Origin of the sequence: Streptomyces sp. IMTB 2501 (genome assembly GCF_001953885.1) — a bacterium.
GTDB lineage: Bacteria > Actinomycetota > Actinomycetes > Streptomycetales > Streptomycetaceae > Streptomyces.
On record NZ_MQUS01000030.1, the window covers coordinates 20,622 to 37,616 of the forward strand.

The window sequence follows — 16,995 nt, forward strand, 5'->3', positions numbered from 1 at the left end:
GCTCGTGCGTCAACCGCCGCGTTCGGTCAGGCCGGGGTGAGGCCCAGCCCGGCGGCCAGCCGGCTTCGGTGCCAGGCCGGTGGGCCGAAGAGCTGGCCCGAGCCGTGGGCACGTTTGAAGTAGTGGTGGGCGGCGTGCTCCCAGGTGATGGCAATGCCGCCGTGCAGCTGGATCATCTCGCCCGCGACTGCGGAAAACGCCTCCGAACAGGCGGACTTGGCGACGGCCGCGTAGCGGGGCAGTGCCGGTGAGTCGTCGGCGGCCGCGAACGCCGCTCCGAGCGCCGCCGAACGCGCCGACTCCACCAGCACGTACGCGTCCGCCAGCCGGTGCTTCACCGCTTGGAAGGAGCCGATGGGGCGGCCGAACTGGACGCGCTCCCGGGCGTAGGCGACCGTCAGCTCGAGGCAGCGCTCGGCCGCTCCTACCTGCTCGGCGGCCAGTGCCGTGCAGGCGAGGTCCAGGACGTGTGCCAGTGCCCTGTCACCCTGGCCGTCCGCACCGATCAGCCGCCCCTCGGCGCCGTCGAGGACGACCCGGGCCTGGGCCCGCGTCTGGTCCATCGAGACGGCCGCTTCGCGTCGCACGCCCGCGCCGTCCACGGCCACGTCGAAGAGCGAGACCCCGGCAGCCGTACGGGCCGCGACCAGCAGCACATCGGCCTCCGCTCCGTCCAGCACGTGGTGCTTCGCCCCAGTGATCCGCCATGTCCCGCCGGGTCCGGGTACGGCGGCGGCCCGGATCGCCGAGGCGTCCCAGGAACTCTGCTCGGCCCACGCCAGCGCGCCCACCGTGCGGCCCTCCGCGAGGGGCGGAAGCAGCCGCGCACACGCCGCCCGGTCGCCGGACGCAAGCAGCGCCTGCACCGTGAGCACCGCCGAGCCGAGGTACGGCACGCGGCACAGCTCACGCCCCAACTCCTCCATGACCACGTGGACTTCCCGTGACCCGCAGCCCGCGCCGCCGTACTCGTCCGGGACGGCCAGTGCCGCCACGCCGATCTGTTCGGTCAGGGGCCGCCAGGCCGCCGCGCCGTCATGACGTGCGAGCAGCGACCGCACGGCGGCCCGCAACTCTTGCTGTTCCTCCGTCAGCCTCACTCGGCTGCTCCTTTCCGTGGGGTTTCGAGCGGCGTGCCGCAGCGTGGATCCGGGCTCCCGCCGCCAGCGGAGTCGACGACGGGCGGGGAGTGCGGCGGAGTCCACCTCCGACAGGTCCCGACCGCGGGTCTCGACGGTGCACCGGACGGTCAGGGCACTGATCACGCGGAACATCTCGGACAGCAACGGTCCCGGCGGCGCGTACCTCGCGGACCGCATGACTCGATGCGCGGCAGAGCGGGGTCCGGTGCTGTGACCGGTCCTGCTCAGGGGGCGAGGATGCGGGCGCGGCAGGCAGAGGGAGTGCCCCATGCGTCCCGGAGAGGGCGCGCTTTGCGGATCCAGAGGGAGAGGTCGAGCTCCTCGGTATATCCGACGGCTCCGTGAAGCTGCAGGGCTGTACGGGCCGCCGCGTACGCCGCCTCGCCGGCGGAGACTTTCGCCGCTGCGATCTCCCGGCCGGCGTCCGGATCCGACGTGGCCAGCGCGAGGGCCGCGGCGTGCAGAAGCGGCTCGGCGAACTCCAGGGCGATGAGCGTGTCGGCGAGCCGGTGCTTGACCGCCTGGAAGGATCCGATGGCGACCCCGAACTGGGTGCGTTGCCGGACGTAGCCGACGGTGCGCGTGAGGAGGGCTCGGCCCAGCCCGAGGGCCTGGGCGGCCGTGGCCAGGGCCGCGACATCGGCGGCGTGCGCGGCCGCCGCGATCACTTCGGGCCCCCGGCCCAGGACGGTTCCGCCGTGTGGCCGGGCGAGTCGCCGAGCCGGGTCGAGGGACGGCTGGACCGGCCCGTGCCCGTCGGCCACCCGCAGCGTGTCGCCGTCGATGACGAACACCGCGTCGGACGCGTCCGCGTCCAGGGCGTAGGGGCTGCCCGTTCCCGGGACACACAGTGAGACGACTGCCTTGCCGGAGGCGATCTGCGGCAGCCACGTCCGCGTCACGTCACCGTCGTCCAGGCGATCGAGGAGTGCGGCTGCGGCCACCGTCTCCACCAGCGGCCCGGGCACCGCGTGGCGGCCCAGCTCGCCGAAGGCGACGGCGAGTTCGACGGGAAGCGGGCCGAGCCCGTCGTGCTGCTCCGGCACGGCGAGGGCGAAGACGCCGGCCTCGGCCAGGCGGGCCCACAGGGTGCGGCCGGGTGCGGTGTCCCCGTCCGCCCAGGCCCGTACGACCACCGAGGTGCCGGCCGCCTCCAGCAGGCCGTCCAGGGTGCGGCCGAACTCCCGCTGCTCGTCGTCGAGTAGGAACCGCATCACCGGCGTCCCTTCGGCAGGCCGAGCAGCCGCTCGGCGATGATGTCGCGCTGGATCTCGTTGGTCCCGGCGTAGATGGGACCGGCGAGGGAGAAGGTGTGGCCCTCGGCCCAGCTGCCGTGGGCCGGGGCCTCCTGGGAGCCGTCGGCGAGTTCTGCGTACGGGCCGAGCAGGTCGAGGGCGGTCTCGTGGAGCGCGATGTCCAGTTCCGACCAGAACACCTTGTTCAGGCTGGACTCCGCGCCGATCGGTCTCCCTGCGGTCAGTCGGGAGGCGCCCGCGTAGGTGAACAGCTGGTAGGCGCGGGCGCCGATCACCGCGTCGGCCACCCGGTCGCGCAGCGCGGTGTCGGAGGGGGCGGCCCGGTCGTGCCACAGGGCGGTGAGGCGGTCGGCGGCGGCGGTGAACCGGCCGGGGCTGCGGAGAGTGAGCCCGCGCTCGTTGCCCGCTGTGCTCATCGCCACGCGCCAGCCCTGTCCGGGCTCGCCGATGACGTCCTCCTCGGGCACGAAGACCTCGTCGAGGAACAGCTCGGCGAAGGCGGGCTTGCCGTCCAGCCGCCCGATGGGCCGTACGGTCACTCCGTCGGCGTCCAGCGGGAACATCAGATACGTCAGTCCCTGGTGGGGCTTCGGGGTGTCGGGGTCGTTGCGGAAGAGGCCGAAGGCCCGGTCGGCGAACGCGGCCCGCGACGACCAGGTCTTCTGGCCGCTCAAGCGCCAGCCGCCGTCGGTCCGTACGGCGGTGGAGCGCAGGGAGGCGAGGTCCGAGCCGGCTTCCGGTTCGGACCAGGCCTGGGCCCAGATCACCTCGCCGCTCGCCATGGGCGGCAGGATCCGGGCACGCTGCTCGGCAGTGCCGTGCTCGAAGAGGGTGGGGGCGAGGAGGTTGATGCCGTTCTGGTTGACGCGTCCTGGCGCGCCGGCGGCGTAGTACTCCTCCTCGAAGATCAGCCACTCGAAGGTGGTGGCCGCACGGCCGCCGTACTCCTCGGGCCAGGAGACCACCGACCAGCGGTCGGCGAACAGCGTGCGCTCCCACTCCCGATGGGCCGCGAAGCCCTCCGCTGTCTCCAGGGAGGGCAGCGGGGCGTCCGGGACGCTGGCGGCGAGCCAGGCGCGGGCCTCGGCCCGGAAAGCGTCCTCCGCGGCGGAGAAGTCCAGGTCCATCAGGTCTCCTTCGTTCCGGCCGCCTTCATGGCGTGGATGTCCATGCCGCCGAGGGAGTCCTCGGCGGTCTCGGCGTTGTGGGCGTGGGCGAGGTGATGCAGTCCGAACACGGGGTCCAGCCCGGCGTGCAGCCCCTGCAGATCCTCGGCCTGGTTGACCGCGCGCTTGGTCAGCGCCAGGCCCATGCGCGGCATCCCGGCGATCCGTTCCGCCAACTCCCTTGTCCGGCCGGCAAGTTCCTCGCGTGGTACCACCCGGTTGACCATGCCGATCTCGTACGCCCGCCGGGCGCTCATCCGGTCGCCGGTGTAGAGGAACTCCTTGGCGATCCGTGGCGGCATGACCCACGGGTGGGCGAAGAACTCGACACCGGGGATGCCCATCCGCACCACGGGGTCGGCGAAGAACGCGTCGTCGGAGGCGACGATCAGGTCGCAGACCCAGGCGAGCATCAGCCCGCCCGCGACGCACGCGCCCTGCACCGAGGCGATCACGGGCTTGGGCAGCTCGCGCCAGCGGCGGCACATGCCCAGATAGACCTCGGACTCGCGGGCGAAGCGGCCTTCGGCGCCCGCCTTGTCCGAGTGGTCCCACCACAGTCCGGCCTTGCGGTCGAACGGCAGGTGGGCGTCACGCTCGGGGCTGCCGATGTCGTGCCCGGCCGAGAAGTGCTTTCCCGTACCGGCGAGGACCATGACCTTGACCTCGTCGTCGTCGGCCGCGCGGTAGAAGGCGCGGTCCAGGGCGTAGGTCATCGCGGAGTTCTGGGCGTTGTGGTAGTCGGGCCGGTTCATGGTGACGGTGGCGACCGGGCCCCGCTTCTCGTAGAGCACCGGGCCGTCGGGCGTCGCCCGGGCCTCGTCGTGGGCAGCGGACATCGACCCCTCCTTCCCTAACAAGTGTTTGGTAGGTTAACGTACCGCCATGAGCAGCGTCGAGGAGTTCCGCGCGGAGATCCGCGCCTGGCTGCGGGCCAACCTCACCGGTGAGTTCGCGGACCTGCGCGGGCGCGGCGGGCCGGGACGGGAACACGAGGCCTTCGCCGAACGCCTCGCCTGGGAGCGGCACTTGGCGACCGCGGGGTGGACCTGCGTCGGGTGGCCGAAGGAGTACGGCGGCCGGGGTGCGACCCTGGAGCAACAGGTCGCCCTGCACGAGGAGTACGCGCTCGCGGACGCCCCCGCCCGCGTGAACCACATCGGCGAGCAGCTCCTCGGACCCACCCTGATCGCTTTCGGCACACCCGGGCAGCGCGAGCGGTTCCTCCCGCGGATCGTGGCGGTCGAGGAGCTGTGGTGCCAGGGCTACAGCGAGCCGGACGCCGGGTCGGACCTGGCGAACGTACGGACCCGGGGCGAGCGGCACGGGGCGCAGTGGGCGGTGACGGGGCAGAAGATCTGGACCTCGCTCGCGCACGAGTCCGACTGGTGTTTCGTCCTCGCCCGCACCGAACCCGGCTCCACCCGGCATCAGGGGCTGTCCTACCTGCTGGTGCCGCTGGACCAGCCCGGTGTCGAGATCCGGCCGATCACCCAGCTGACCGGCACGTCCGAGTTCAACGAGGTGTTCTTCGACGGGGCCCGCACGGAGGCGTCGAACATCGTCGGGGCACCGGGGGAGGGGTGGAAGGTCGCCATGGCCACCCTCGGCTTCGAACGCGGGGTGTCCACCCTGGGCCAGCAGGTCGGCTTCCGCCACGAGCTGGAAGCGGTCATCGAGCTGGCGAAGCGCAACGGCGCGGCCGCGGACCCGCTGATCCGCGACCGTATCGCCCGGGCCTGGACGGGCCTGGAGACGATCCGGTTCAACGCCCTGCGCATGCTGGAGGGCGTCGCGGCCGGGGCCCCCGGCCCCGAAGCCTCCATCGGGAAGATCTTCTGGGCCACCTGGCACCGGGAGCTGGGCGAACTCGCCATGGACGTCTGCGGTGCCGACGGCATGCTCGCGGCCGGCGAGCCGTACGACCTGACCGACTGGCAGCGGCTGTTCCTCTTCTCCCGCTCCGACACCCTCTACGCCGGGTCGAACGAGATCCAGCGGAACATCATCGCCGAGCGCGTCCTCGGCCTGCCCAAGGAGGCCCGCCCATGACTGTTGCGAACACGCGGCCGCCGTACGTCCCCGGCCACGGTCTGCTCGCCGGGCGCACCGCCGTCATCACCGCCGCCGCGGGCGCGGGCATCGGCGGGGCATCGGCCCGGCGGCTGCTGGAGGAGGGCGCCAGGGTCGTCGTCTCCGACGCCCACGCCCGCAGGCTCAAGGAGTCCGAGGCCGAGCTGGCCGCCGAGTTCGGCACGGACCGGGTGGCCGCGCTGCCCTGCGACGTGACCGACGAGGCACAGGTCGGCGCGCTGTTCGACCTCGCCGAGGAACGCCACGGCCGGCTCGACATCGTGGTCAACAACGCCGGCCTCGGCGGCACCGCCGAGCTGGTCGAGATGAGCGACGATCAGTGGGGGAAGGTCCTCGACGTCACCTTGAACGGCACCTTCCGCTGCACTCGCGCCGCCCTGCGCCGGATGAGGACGGCAGGTGGCGGGGGCGTGATCGTCAACAACGCCTCCGTGGTCGGCTGGCGCGCGCAGAAGGGCCAGGCGCACTACGCCGCCGCCAAGGCCGGGGTCATGGCCCTGACCCGCTGCGCCGCGCTGGAGGCCGCCGAGTACGGCGTACGCGTCAATGCCGTCTCGCCGAGCCTGGCCATGCACCCGCACCTGGCCAAGGTCACCACCCCCGAGCTGCTGGCGGAGTTGACCGCCCGTGAGGCGTTCGGGCGTTACGCCGAGCCGTGGGAGGTGGCCAATGTCATCGTCTTCCTCGCCAGCGGCTACTCCTCGTACCTGACCGGGGAGGTCCTGTCGGTCAGCAGCCAGCACCCATGAGGCGAGAATGGCCGGGTGCCGAAGAACAGCGAGAAGACCACCGTGAGCCCGTCGCCCGAGCGGCGCGAAGAACTGCTGGCGACCGCCGCCGAGGTGTTCGCCGCGCAGGGATACAACGCGACCACCGTCCGCAAGATCGCCGACGCCGCCGGGATGCTTGCAGGCAGCCTCTACTACCACTTCGACTCCAAGGAGTCGATGCTCGACGAAATCCTCTCCACCTTCCTGGACGAGCTGTGGGCCCGGTACGACGCCGTGCTCGCTTCCGGGCTCGGCCCCCGGGAGACGCTCGAGGCGCTCGTGACGGAATCCTTCCGGGAGATCGACCGGCACCGTGCCGCCGTCGCCATCTACCAGAAGGAGTCCAAGCACCTGCTGGACCAGCCACGATTCCGCTACCTCACGGATTCGCAAGCCAGGTTCGAGAAGGCGTGGCTGGGCACGCTGGAGCGCGGGGTGGCCGCCCAGGTCTTCCGCGCCGACCTGGACATCCGGCTCACCTACCGCTTCCTGCGCGACACCGTCTGGGTCGCCGCGTCGTGGTACCGGCCGGGCGGACAGCACAGCCCCGAGGAGATCGCTCGCCAGTACCTGTCGATGGTGCTGGAGGGCATCGCCGTCCGCGAATGACACTGGAAACCTCACAGAAGGAGCAGCAGGCATGCCCGAGGCATACATCGTCGAAGCCGTACGCACCCCGGTCGGCAGGCGGAACGGCGGGCTCGCCGCCGTCCACCCGGCCGACCTCGGCGCCCATGTGCTGAAGGCGCTGATGGAGCGCTCGGGTGCCGACCCGGCCGCCGTCGAGGACGTCGTCCTCGGCTGCCTGGACACCGTCGGGCCGCAGGCCGGCGACATCGCCCGCACCTGCTGGCTCGCCGCGGGACTGCCCGAGGAGGTCCCCGGCGTGACCGTCGACCGCCAGTGCGGCTCCTCCCAGCAGGCCCTGCACTTCGCCGCCCAAGGTGTCCTCTCCGGCACCCAGGATCTGGTGGTTGCGGGAGGTGTGCAGAACATGTCGCAGATTCCCATCGCCTTCGCCAGCCGCCAGGCCGCCGAGCCGCTGGGGCTGACCGAGGGCCCGTACGCAGGCTCCGCGGGCTGGCGCGCCCGCTACGGCGACCAGCCGGTCAACCAGTTCCACGGCGCCGAACTCATCGCCGAGAAGTGGCACATATCCCGCCGCGACATGGAGGAGTTCGCCCTTCGCTCGCACCAGCGGGCGATCCGCGCCATCGACGAGGGCCGCTTCCACCGCGAGACGGTGCCCTGGGGCGACGTCACCACCGACGAAGGCCCCCGCCGTGACACCGGCCTGGAGAAGATGGCGGCCCTGAAGCCGCTGATCGACGGCGGCCGGCTCACCGCCGCCGTCTCCTCCCAGGTCTCCGACGGCGCCTCGGCGATGCTGCTCGCCTCCGAGCGGGCCGTACGCGAGCACGGGCTCACCCCGCGCGCCCGCATCCACCACCTGTCCGCACGAGGCGAAGACCCGATCCGGATGCTGTCCGCGCCGATACCGGCCACGGCATACGCGCTGAAGAAGGCCGGGATGACGCTCGACGACATCGACCTGGTCGAGATCAACGAGGCCTTCGCCTCCGTGGTGCTGGCGTGGCTGAAGGAGACCGGCGCCGACCCGGAGAAGGTCAACGTCAACGGCGGCGCCATCGCCCTCGGACACCCCCTGGGCGCCACCGGAACCAAGCTCATGACCACGCTGCTGCACGAACTGGAGCGCACCGGCGGCCGCTACGGCCTGCAGACCATGTGCGAGGGCGGCGGCCAAGCCAATGTCACCATCATCGAGCGCCTCTGACGTACGACCGCCGCACACCTGCTTCCTGATGGCGCATCAGGAACGTTTTCGGAACGTACACGTCGCGTCAGCGGTCACCGCGCGACCTGGTCGCCCGCGAGGACGACGGTGTCGATGACCTGGACCCCGCTCATGACAGCTTCTCCAGGACCGTGGCACGGTAGCGGTCGGCCTGGTCGCGCAGTGCGGCGAGCCCTCGCGGGCCCGACAGGCCGTTCGCGCCCCGGATACGGGGGGCGATGACAAGGCGGGTCGCGCCCGCCTCGGTGAAGCCGCGCACCCAGGACGGGTCGGACTCGCGGGCGCGGTCGAAGGAGCCGGTCCACACCGTGATCTCCACGGCGTCCTCGGTCCGCCCCGCCTCGCGCAGCAGGCCGGCCTGGCGGGAGAAGTCCTCCGGGCCGATCGTGTACGGGAACCAGCCGTCGCCGATGCGGCCCGCCCGGCGGACGGCCGGATCGCTGTCCCCACCGAGGACGACGGGCACCACCTCGCTCTCAGGTCCCGGCAGGGAGCGCAGACCGTCGAAGGAGATGTGCCGCCCCTGGTACGAGGCGGGGCCGCCGGCCCACAGCGCGCGCATCGCGCCCACGCACTCCCCCAGCCGGCGCCCCCGGTCCCGGTAGGGCACGCCGACGGCGGCGTACTCCTCCTTCTGCCAGCCGATGCCGAGCCCCAGCGGCAGCCAGCCGCCGGAGTGCCGGTCGATCGTCGCGGCGCGCTTGGCCAGGACCACCGGGCTGTGCCGAAGCGCAGGGGGCCGGACGCGCCGGCGAGGAACGTGATGGTCTCCCGCGGGTCGGGCAGGGGAACGGACCTGGAACTGCCCGGGATCCGCCCGTCCCGGGGGTAGGGATACAGCGGTTCGTAGCCGTCGGCGATGACCACGTGCTCGACCGTCCACAGCGACTCGACGCCGCACTCCTCCAGCGTGCCCGCAAGGTCGCGCAGGAAGCCGCCCGAGGTGATCAGGCCGTCGCCGAACGGCGCCATCATGCCCAGTCTCAGCATGCGGGGTGATCCCTCACTTCAGCAGTCCGGCGCGGAGCTTCGCCAGGGTCGGCGTGTCCAGGCCGAGGCCTTGCGTCAGATAGCCGTGGAGGCTGCCGTAGTCGTGCCCGGCCTGGTCGAGGGCCGCCGCGAGGTAGTCCTCGCGGACTTCCTGGAGCGGGATGAGCAGGTCCGGGTCCTCCATCAGGCCGGCCTTCTCCAGCCCCTCGCGGGTCCTGCGGTCGGCCTCCGCACGGAAGTCGTTGGAGAGCAGGTAGTCCTTTTCGGCGGTCCCGGAAGGGACGCCGACGGCACGCAGCAGGAGATAGCTCATCCAGCCGGTGCGGTCCTTGCCGGCGGTGCAGTGGTACAGCAGCGGAGACCGCTTGTGGTCCGCGATGTCCCGCAGGGTCCCGGCGAACTGACGGCGGTCGTCCACGTCGGTGACGAAGGTGCGGTAGACGGAGCGCATCAGCTGCTCCGCCTTCCCGTCGCCCAGCATCTCCCGCTGCCTGACCGGGTCCTTGGAGCCGATGACCGCCAGGATCCTGGCGGACAACCCGAGGTCGTCCACGGGCCGGGAGGTCACCTTGAGGCCGTCCGGAAGGCGGTCGGCGCCGTCGCGCCGGACCTCGTCCGGGGTGCGGAAGTCCACGACGGTGTGCAGGCGCAGTGTGGACAGTTTCGCGATGTCCGTGTCGGTCAGCTTTCCGAGGGCGTCGGCGCGGAAGACCCGGCCGTAGCGCACCTCGCGGCCCGTCACCGTGTGGTAGCCACCGAGGTCGCGGACGTTGACCGCCCCGTCGAGCGCGATGTGGCGGACGGTGTCCACGCCGTGCTCACGGGGCGTGGTGGTGACGGCGGCCGCGGGCGGTGCCGGAGAGGAATCGGCCGCGGCCGGAGCGGGCAGACAGCAGACGACCACAGTGGAGATCACGGCTCCGGTCGCACGGCGGATGCCGGCAGCACGCATGGGATCAACTCCAGGAGTGGGGGATTCAGCCGCCCGGCGGCAGGGCGCGCAGGGTGGCCCGGGCCTCGGTCATGATGCGGTCGACGAGGTCGGTGCAGGACGGCAGGTCGTCGATCAGCCCCGCGACCTGGCCGGAGGCCATCACTCCGAGGTCGGTGCGGCCCTCGACCATGGATGCCTTGAGCAGCATGGGTGTGTTGGCGGCCAGCAGCACCTGACTCCAGGTCAGTTCCTTGCCGTGCTTCATGGCCAGGCCGTCGCGCGCCATCCGGGCCCAGCTCATGCCGGTGTGCTTCTTGAACCCCGCCGCGTGGCGGATCGCCCGGAGCAGGGCGGCGGTTCGTGCCGAGCGCTCAAGGGCGTCGACCAGGTCGGTGCGCAGCATCCGGTGCGGCAGGCCGTCGACCTTGGTGGTGACGGTGACGTCCTGGACCGACGCGGCCAGGTACCTGGCCTTGACCGCGCCGGGGACGGTGCTGTCGGAGGTGAGCAGGAACCGGGTGCCCATGGCGATCCCGGCGGCGCCGTAGGCCAGTGCGGCGACGAGGCCGCGGCCGTCGTGGAAGCCGCCGGCCGCGATGACGGGGATGTCCACGGCGTCCACGATCTGGGGGAGGAGGACGGTGGTGGCGACGTTGCCGGTGTGGCCGCCGCCCTCGGCGCCCTGCACCACCACCGCGTCGGCGCCCCACGCGGCGACCTTCTCGGCGTGCCGCCGGGCGCCGATGGAGGGGATGACGACGACTCCGGCGTCCTTGAGCCGTGCGATCAGCTCCCGGGAGGGCGCGAGTGCGAACGAGGCGACCTTCACCCCCTCGTCGATGATGATCCGTACACGCTCGGCCGCGTCCCCGGCGTCCGCCCGCAGGTTGACTCCGAAGGGTGCGTCCGTGCGGCCCTTCACCTCGCGGACGGCGGAGCGGAGCTGTGCGATGGTCATGGTGGCGGAGGCGAGGATGCCGAGTGCTCCGGCGCCCGCGACGGCCGAGACCAGGCGGGGTCCGGCCACCCACCCCATGCCGGTCTGCACGACGGGGTGCCGGACTCCGACGAGCCTGGTCAGGGGGGTCTCGATCCTGATGTCCGTCATGCCGGGGGCACCTCGCGCTCGCGCGTGCCCTTGGGGTCGATGACCTCACGGATCAGGCGCAGTTCCCCGTCGGTGGGCTCGCGGGTGCAGGGCACCTCGCCGGGGATCGTGAGCGGGAAGCCGGTGGCTGCGACGACCTGCTCGACGGTGACCCCGGGGTGAAGCGAGCGCAGCCGCATCGTCCGGTCCGGGGTCTCGAAGTCGAAGGCACCCAGGTCGGTGATGACGTTCGCGATGCGGTGGTAGCGGGTCGCGGAGGGCGCGGCCGCGGCGGCGCGGTCGTAGCCGACGCCGCAGACCATGTCGACGCGCTCCACGAACACCCGGCGTGAATGCCGCGGCACCCAGTAACTGGTCGGGTTGTTCAGGGTGTTGACCGGTGCGCCGCGCACACCCAGCAGCTGGCGGACGGGCCGGTCCCAGTCGCCGATGCAGGAGATGTTCTGATTGCCGTGCCGGTCGAGCTGGCTCGCACCCATCATCACGTGGCGCCGCCCGGTGGCGACCAGCGCCAGGTGCTGGCGGTACGGCAGCCAGCCCTCCACCACCTCCGCCTTGGCACCGACCGCCGGGACGTCGCCGACGAGCAGCGCCTCGCCGTCGGTCAGCAGCAGCTCGGGGGAGAAGGTGAGCTTCGCCAGCCGGGCCCCGATCGCCGGGACCGTGCCCATCGGGCTGGCCAGCACCTCGCCCGCGCCCCGCCAGGCCTCGGCGCACGCCAGGACGCAGTACTCGGCCCGCGTCGCCTTCGTCGTGATCACGCTTCCTCCTTGTGGAAGGCCGCCACCGCGGCCCGGTAGACGTCCTCGTCGCCGGACAGGAACCGGTCGGCGAAGGCCCGCCAGGCCTCCGGGTCGCGGGCGGCCTGCGCGTAGGCGCGCTGGAACGCCTCGTCGCGGTCGTAGTCCGGGGCACAGGAGGTGAAGTGTGCGCCGTTCGGCGTCTCGACGACGCCGTCCACGAACGCGCGCTTGACCAGCAGGGTCTGCGGCCCGGCCGCCTTGAGCAGGTCGGCGGTGTCCACGATCCGCTCGCAGGAGACGTATGCGGCGTCGGCGGCTTCGCAGAACAGGTCGTCGAAGTATGGGTCGGGGCCGAGGTACTGGCCGTTGCCCTGGGCATCGGCCCGGTTGAGATGGACGAGTGCGGCGTCCAGGCGCAGGGCGGGGACGGCGGCCAGCTCCTCGCCGTCGTCGTAGGGGGATCTCACCGTCCGCAGCTGCGGGTTGACCCGCATCACGTCCGAGGCCAGGCCGGCCCGGATCGGCATGAACGGCAGCCGGTGCGCGGCGGCCGTCAGCCCCCACATGAACATGGCCTCGTCCAGCTCCACCAGCTCGAACGCGCCGCGCTGCCGGGCAGCGGTGTAGTGCGGTTCCAGCGGGATCGAGTCGAGGGTCGCGAACGCCGCGACCAGCTTGCGGACCTTCCCGGCGGCCGTCAGCAGCCCGACGTCCGGGCCCCCGTACGACACCACGGTCAGATCGGTGACGTCCGAGCGGAGAAGCGCCCGTACCAGTGCCATCGGCTTGCGCCGCGAACCCCAGCCGCCGATTCCGAGCGTCATGCCGCTGCGAAGACGGCCGACGACCTCCTCGGGGGTCATCGTCTTGTCCCTCAACTCCGGTCCTCCTTGGCGGATACGAACGCATCGCGGTGTTTGTCGGCGATGCCGCTGAGGTTGGCTTCGAAGGTGAAGCCCTGCTCGTAGCGGTAGCTGCGGCGGACGTCGACCGGGTCGATGCCGTTGATCGCGGCCTTGGCGAGGCGGATGAGATGTCCGTCCTTCGCGGCGATCTCCCGTGCCAACCCCAGGGCTGCTTCCAGGAGTTGTGTACGCGGGACCACCTGCCAGACCGAGCCGTGCCGGTGCAGCTCCTCGGCGGTGACGGTGCGTGAGGTGTAGTACAGCGCGCGCATCAGGTGCTGGGGGACCAGCCGGGCGAGGTGGGTGGCCGCTCCCAGCGCGCCGCGGTCCAGCTCGGGCAGCCCGAAGGTCGCGTCCTCGCTCGCCACGATCGCGTCCGCGTTGCCCACCAGGCCTATCCCGCCGCCCAGACAGAATCCCTGCACCGCCGCGACCACCGGGACCTCGCAGTCGTAGACCGCGGAGAACGCCTCGAAGCAGCCGCGGTTCGCGCCGATGAGTGCCTCATGACCCTCGGTGCGCTGCATCTCCTTGATGTCGACGCCGGCGTTGAAGCCGCGGCCCGCGGCGGTGAGCACGACACAGCGCACCCTCGGGTCGGCCCCGGCGGCGCGTACGGCGGTGGCCAGGTCGTACCAGCCCTGCACAGGCAGGGCGTTGACCGGCGGGAAGTCCACGGTGACGACGGCGAGGCCCTCTTCCGGGGTGGAGGTGGAGACACCCATGAGCAGATCAGCTACCTTTCCACCAAACATTTGTTAGGTCGCAAGGTAGCAGCGGTTCGCCCGCTGCGGGAGGTGCCCATTGGCGGCGATCATTGATCTGTCCGGACGCGTGGCAGTCGTCACCGGCGGAACACGGGGGGTCGGCGCGGGGATCACCCGGGCCCTGCTGGACGCGGGCGCGGAGGTCGTGACCTGCGCGCGCCGCCCCCCGGACGAGACGGTCGAGGCGGCGGGGCGGACCGCCGAGTTCCATCCCGTCGACCTGCGTGACGCAGAGGCGGTCCACGCCTTCTTCGAGCGGGTGCGGGATACGCACGGGCGGTTGGACACCCTCGTCAACAATGCCGGGGGGACCCCCTTCCGCCCGCTCGGCGAGGGCGGAGCCGAACGGCACGTCCGGGTGGTCGAACTGAACCTCCTCGCTCCCCTGAACGCCTCCCTCGCCGCGTACGAGCTGATGCGGACTCAGGAGTCGGGCGGTTCCATCACCATGATCGGCAGTGTCAGCGGAACCCGCCCGTCACCGGGAACCGCCGCGTACGGAGCGGCCAAGGCGGGCCTGGAGAACCTCGCCCGCTCCATGGCCGTGGAATGGGCGCCGGCGATACGGGTCAACACGGTGGTCCTCGGCATGGTCCGCACCGAGCTGTCCCAGTTGCACTACGGCGACGAGGCGGGCATCGACGCCGTCGGCCGCACCGTGCCGCTCGGCAGGCTCGCAGAGCCCTCGGACGTCGGCGACGCCTGCGTCTTCCTGGCTTCCGACCGCGCCGCGTACATCAGCGGCGCGGGCCTGCTTGTCCACGGCGGCGGGGAGCGCCCCGCCTTCCTCGACGCCGCCACCGCCAACCACAGCCCGTCCTGAAAGGCAGGAAACCCCATGACCACCGGAATCTGCACCGGACGCGTCGCCGTCGTCACCGGCGCCGGGCGCGGGCTCGGTCGCGCGCACGCCCTCGCTCTCGCCGCCGAGGGCGCCAAAGTCGTCGTCAACGACCTCGGCGTCGGCCTCGACGGCACCGGAGGGGCCGCCGGACCCGCCCAGCAGGTCGTCGAGGAGATCCGGGCGCTCGGCGGGGATGCCGTCGCCCACGGCGGCGACATCGCCACCACCGACGGCGCGGCCTCGCTCATCGCCACCGCCCTGGATGCCTTCGGCCGCCTCGACACGCTCGTCAACAACGCCGGGTTCCTGCGCGACCGCATGCTCATCAACCTGGACGAGGACGACTGGGACGCCGTCGTACGCGTCCACCTCAAGGGCCACTTCCTGCCGCTGAAGCACGCCGGCGCACACTGGCGCTCCGAGGCGAAAGCCGGACGTACGCCCGCGGCGCGCGTCGTCAACACCAGCTCGGGAGCCGGGCTGCTGGGCAGCGTCGGCCAGGGCAACTACTCCGCCGCGAAGGCGGGGATCGTCGGCCTGACCCTGGTCGCCGCCGCCGAAATGGCCCGGTACGGCGTCCAGGTCAACGCGATCGCCCCCGCCGCCCGCACCCGGATGACCGAGCAGACCTTCGCCGACACCATGGCCGCCCCGGAGGAGGGCGGCTTCGACGCCATGGCCCCGGAGAACGTCTCACCCCTCGTCGTCTGGCTGGGCTCGGCAGCCTGTGCCGGGGTGACCGGCCGGGTCTTCGAGGCCGAGGCAGGCCGGATCACCGTGATGGAGGGCTGGCGCCCAGGCCCCACCGCCGACAAGGGGGCGCGCTGGACCCCGGCCGAGGCCGGCGAGACAGCGCTGAAACTGCTCGCCGACTCCGAGCCCCCGCAGCCGGTGTACGGGGCACGGTGACCGTGAGGGCCTGAAGGCCGGGCGCCCGCAGCGGACGCCCGGCCGTCGGCGAACGTCGTACGGCGGAGGCCGGAACTGTTTCCCGGTCAGCGGGAATTCACGCTCCCCGCTCGGACGGCAGCCCGCCTAACCTCCCGGGACAGCCCAACGCCCCGCAGAGGACCCCATGCTCACGGACCCCCAGAGGCAGCGCGCCGCGGAGATCCTGCGCTCCGCCGAGCACAGCCGGACACCGGTCGCCCCGCTGACCGAGACCTTCCCGCAGATCGACACCGAGGACGCCTACGAGATCCAGCTCGTCAACATCCGGCACCGCGTCGCCGCCGGAGCCGAGGTGCGCGGCCACAAGGTCGGCCTGTCGTCCCCCGTCATGCAGCGGATGATGGGGGTGGACGAGCCGGACTACGGCCATCTGCTCGACGACATGGAGCTGAGCCCGGACCGCCCGGCGCCCGTCTCCCGGTACTGCTACCCGCGCGTCGAAGTCGAGGTCGGCTTCGTCCTCGGCGACGACCTGCCGGACGAGGGCTGCACCGAGACGGATGTGCTGGCCGCAACCGAACGCGTCGTACCCGCCCTGGAGTTGATCGACAGCCGGATCCGCGACTGGCGGATCGCCATCGCCGACACCATCGCGGACAACGCCTCCTCCGCCGGATACGTCATCGGCGAGGGCCGCGCCCCCGGCGAGCTCGACCTGAAGGCGATCGACGCCCGGTTGACCAGCGGCGGCGAGCTGCTGGCCGAGGGCCGCAGCGACGCCGTGCTCGGTGACCCGGTCCTCGCCATCGCCTGGCTCGCCCGCACCGTGGCCCGCTTCGGCGTGCCGCTGAAGAAGGGGCACGTGACGACCACGGCCGCCGTCTCGTCCAAGCCCTGCGGGATCGCTACTCGTTCGGGGAGGAGCGGAGTTGACCCGGCCGCCCCTCTACGTCCGCCGGGCCGTACCGGAGGACCTGGAAGTCCTGCGCCGCTGGCGGCGGGAGGCCGCGGGCTGGCTGGCCGCGCGGCACGGCTCCGACCAGTGGTCGAAACCGTTCCGCCCAAAGCTCACCCTGGCCCTCATCCAGCAGGGCGCGACCATGATGGCCATGCTCGAACCCGAGGGCGAACCGGTGGCCACCCTCACCCTGGTGCCGCACGGCCACCCGCGCCTGTGGACCACGGACGAACTGGCCGTGCCGGCCCGCTACCTCCGCAAGGCGATCGTCACCCGCGCGCACGCCGGCCACGGCATCGGGGCGACCCTCCAGCACTGGGCCCGCGCCCGTGCCGCCGCCGACGGCGCCCAGGTGGTCCGCCTGACCGCCTGGACCGACAACGCCGGCCTCCACGCGTACTACCTCGACCAGGGCCGGCGGCACGTGCGGACCGTCCCCGGCATTCCGGCGGGCGCCCTGTTCGAGAACACGGAGAGCCCTGAGCAGGGTCTGCCGGTGTACGAGGTGGGGAAGATCCGGCTTCCCGCCTGATCCGGCTTTCCAGCTGATACGCGCCTGTGGGCCGCGGCCGACGAAGACCACACGGGGTGTGACGGATCAGCGTGCC

At 72.1% G+C, this 16,995-nt stretch carries 18 protein-coding genes; 7 read left to right on the forward strand and 11 right to left on the reverse strand.

The annotated features are described in order from the left end of the window. Nucleotides 1–26: 26 nt before the first annotated feature. The 4 genes from AV521_RS36580 to AV521_RS36595 all read right to left on the reverse strand — a co-directional run bounded on the left by AV521_RS36580 (nt 27) and on the right by AV521_RS36595 (nt 4,403). A complete protein-coding gene (locus tag AV521_RS36580; protein WP_079249582.1) occupies nt 27–1,100 on the reverse strand; it encodes an acyl-CoA dehydrogenase family protein in 1,074 nt (357 codons plus the stop codon). Between the two features lie 266 nt (nt 1,101–1,366). After that, entirely contained in the window at nt 1,367–2,356 is a 990-nt protein-coding gene (locus tag AV521_RS36585) for an acyl-CoA dehydrogenase family protein (RefSeq protein ID WP_076094831.1), read from the reverse strand. Further along, a complete protein-coding gene (locus AV521_RS36590; protein ID WP_076094833.1) occupies nt 2,356–3,525 on the reverse strand; it encodes an acyl-CoA dehydrogenase family protein in 1,170 nt (389 codons plus the stop codon). The genes AV521_RS36585 and AV521_RS36590 overlap by 1 nt, the downstream gene beginning before the upstream one ends. Further along, nucleotides 3,525–4,403, reverse strand: coding sequence for an enoyl-CoA hydratase (locus AV521_RS36595; protein WP_076094834.1), 879 nt, complete (start codon nt 4,401–4,403; stop codon nt 3,525–3,527). Before AV521_RS36595 ends, AV521_RS36590 begins: the two co-directional genes overlap by 1 nt. 46 nt (nt 4,404–4,449) lie before the next feature. Between AV521_RS36595 and AV521_RS36600 the strand changes: the two genes are divergently transcribed. From AV521_RS36600 to AV521_RS36615, 4 genes are read left to right on the forward strand one after another with little or no spacing between them, the layout of a single operon-like run. Next, on the forward strand, nt 4,450–5,616 hold the full coding sequence (locus AV521_RS36600; RefSeq protein WP_076094836.1) for an acyl-CoA dehydrogenase family protein: 1,167 nt from the start codon (nt 4,450–4,452) through the stop codon (nt 5,614–5,616). Continuing rightward, nucleotides 5,613–6,407: an SDR family oxidoreductase gene (locus tag AV521_RS36605; protein WP_076094838.1), complete on the forward strand. Its 795-nt coding sequence runs from the start codon at nt 5,613–5,615 to the stop codon at nt 6,405–6,407. The genes AV521_RS36600 and AV521_RS36605 overlap by 4 nt, the downstream gene beginning before the upstream one ends. A gap of 15 nt (nt 6,408–6,422) precedes the next feature. Then, the gene (locus AV521_RS36610) at nt 6,423–7,037 is read left to right on the forward strand and encodes a TetR/AcrR family transcriptional regulator (protein ID WP_023544296.1); all 615 of its coding nucleotides are present in this window, start codon (nt 6,423–6,425) and stop codon (nt 7,035–7,037) included. A 31-nt stretch (nt 7,038–7,068) separates the two neighbouring features. Further along, complete coding sequence (locus AV521_RS36615) at nt 7,069–8,226, forward strand: acetyl-CoA C-acetyltransferase (RefSeq protein WP_076094840.1); 1,158 nt, start codon at nt 7,069–7,071, stop codon at nt 8,224–8,226. Nucleotides 8,227–8,356: 130 nt separating this feature from the next. Here the strand turns inward: AV521_RS36615 and AV521_RS36620 are convergent, their stop codons facing one another. The 6 genes from AV521_RS36620 to AV521_RS36645 form a co-directional block, all read right to left on the reverse strand. Beyond that, complete coding sequence (locus AV521_RS36620; protein WP_305965210.1) at nt 8,357–9,148, reverse strand: LLM class flavin-dependent oxidoreductase; 792 nt, start codon at nt 9,146–9,148, stop codon at nt 8,357–8,359. A 102-nt stretch (nt 9,149–9,250) separates the two neighbouring features. Further along, complete coding sequence (locus AV521_RS36625; RefSeq protein ID WP_079249584.1) at nt 9,251–10,189, reverse strand: tyrosine-protein phosphatase; 939 nt, start codon at nt 10,187–10,189, stop codon at nt 9,251–9,253. A 25-nt stretch (nt 10,190–10,214) separates the two neighbouring features. Further along, a complete protein-coding gene (locus tag AV521_RS36630) occupies nt 10,215–11,264 on the reverse strand; it encodes a nitronate monooxygenase family protein (protein ID WP_076094960.1) in 1,050 nt (349 codons plus the stop codon). A gap of 11 nt (nt 11,265–11,275) precedes the next feature. Further along, nucleotides 11,276–12,037: a CoA-transferase subunit beta gene (locus tag AV521_RS36635; RefSeq protein ID WP_076094961.1), complete on the reverse strand. Its 762-nt coding sequence runs from the start codon at nt 12,035–12,037 to the stop codon at nt 11,276–11,278. Continuing rightward, nucleotides 12,037–12,900, reverse strand: a complete 864-nt coding sequence (locus AV521_RS36640) for a CoA transferase subunit A (RefSeq protein ID WP_256725828.1) — start codon at nt 12,898–12,900, stop codon at nt 12,037–12,039. Before AV521_RS36640 ends, AV521_RS36635 begins: the two co-directional genes overlap by 1 nt. Beyond that, entirely contained in the window at nt 12,897–13,652 is a 756-nt protein-coding gene (locus AV521_RS36645) for an enoyl-CoA hydratase family protein (protein ID WP_076094846.1), read from the reverse strand. The genes AV521_RS36640 and AV521_RS36645 overlap by 4 nt, the downstream gene beginning before the upstream one ends. A 79-nt stretch (nt 13,653–13,731) precedes the next feature. Here AV521_RS36645 and AV521_RS36650 point away from each other — a divergent pair, with 79 nt between their 5' ends. Together AV521_RS36650 and AV521_RS36655 are read left to right on the forward strand one after the other, a co-directional pair. Continuing rightward, nucleotides 13,732–14,517, forward strand: a complete 786-nt coding sequence (locus AV521_RS36650; protein WP_076094848.1) for an SDR family oxidoreductase — start codon at nt 13,732–13,734, stop codon at nt 14,515–14,517. 15 nt (nt 14,518–14,532) lie between these two features. Beyond that, on the forward strand, nt 14,533–15,447 hold the full coding sequence (locus AV521_RS36655; protein WP_076094850.1) for an SDR family oxidoreductase: 915 nt from the start codon (nt 14,533–14,535) through the stop codon (nt 15,445–15,447). Between the two features lie 97 nt (nt 15,448–15,544). Here the strand turns inward: AV521_RS36655 and AV521_RS49680 are convergent, their stop codons facing one another. After that, nucleotides 15,545–16,291, reverse strand: coding sequence for a hypothetical protein (locus tag AV521_RS49680; RefSeq protein ID WP_179023657.1), 747 nt, complete (start codon nt 16,289–16,291; stop codon nt 15,545–15,547). 67 nt (nt 16,292–16,358) lie between these two features. Here AV521_RS49680 and AV521_RS49685 point away from each other — a divergent pair, with 67 nt between their 5' ends. Next, a complete protein-coding gene (locus tag AV521_RS49685) occupies nt 16,359–16,919 on the forward strand; it encodes a GNAT family N-acetyltransferase (RefSeq protein WP_179023659.1) in 561 nt (186 codons plus the stop codon). The last annotated feature ends 76 nt before the right edge of the window (nt 16,920–16,995 follow it).

What these genes read in the sequence shown, in the direction of transcription:
- AV521_RS36655 (WP_076094850.1), top strand. Translation starts at nt 14,533, where the DNA reads ATGACCACCGGAATCTGCACCGGACGCGTCGCCGTCGTCACCGGCGCC.
- AV521_RS36595 (WP_076094834.1), bottom strand. Translation starts at nt 4,403, where the DNA reads ATGTCCGCTGCCCACGACGAGGCCCGGGCGACGCCCGACGGCCCGGTG.
- AV521_RS36645 (WP_076094846.1), bottom strand. Translation starts at nt 13,652, where the DNA reads ATGGGTGTCTCCACCTCCACCCCGGAAGAGGGCCTCGCCGTCGTCACC.
- AV521_RS36600 (WP_076094836.1), top strand. Translation starts at nt 4,450, where the DNA reads ATGAGCAGCGTCGAGGAGTTCCGCGCGGAGATCCGCGCCTGGCTGCGG.
- AV521_RS36590 (WP_076094833.1), bottom strand. Translation starts at nt 3,525, where the DNA reads ATGGACCTGGACTTCTCCGCCGCGGAGGACGCTTTCCGGGCCGAGGCC.
- AV521_RS36605 (WP_076094838.1), top strand. Translation starts at nt 5,613, where the DNA reads ATGACTGTTGCGAACACGCGGCCGCCGTACGTCCCCGGCCACGGTCTG.
- AV521_RS36585 (WP_076094831.1), bottom strand. Translation starts at nt 2,356, where the DNA reads ATGCGGTTCCTACTCGACGACGAGCAGCGGGAGTTCGGCCGCACCCTG.
- AV521_RS36615 (WP_076094840.1), top strand. Translation starts at nt 7,069, where the DNA reads ATGCCCGAGGCATACATCGTCGAAGCCGTACGCACCCCGGTCGGCAGG.
- AV521_RS36625 (WP_079249584.1), bottom strand. Translation starts at nt 10,189, where the DNA reads ATGCGTGCTGCCGGCATCCGCCGTGCGACCGGAGCCGTGATCTCCACT.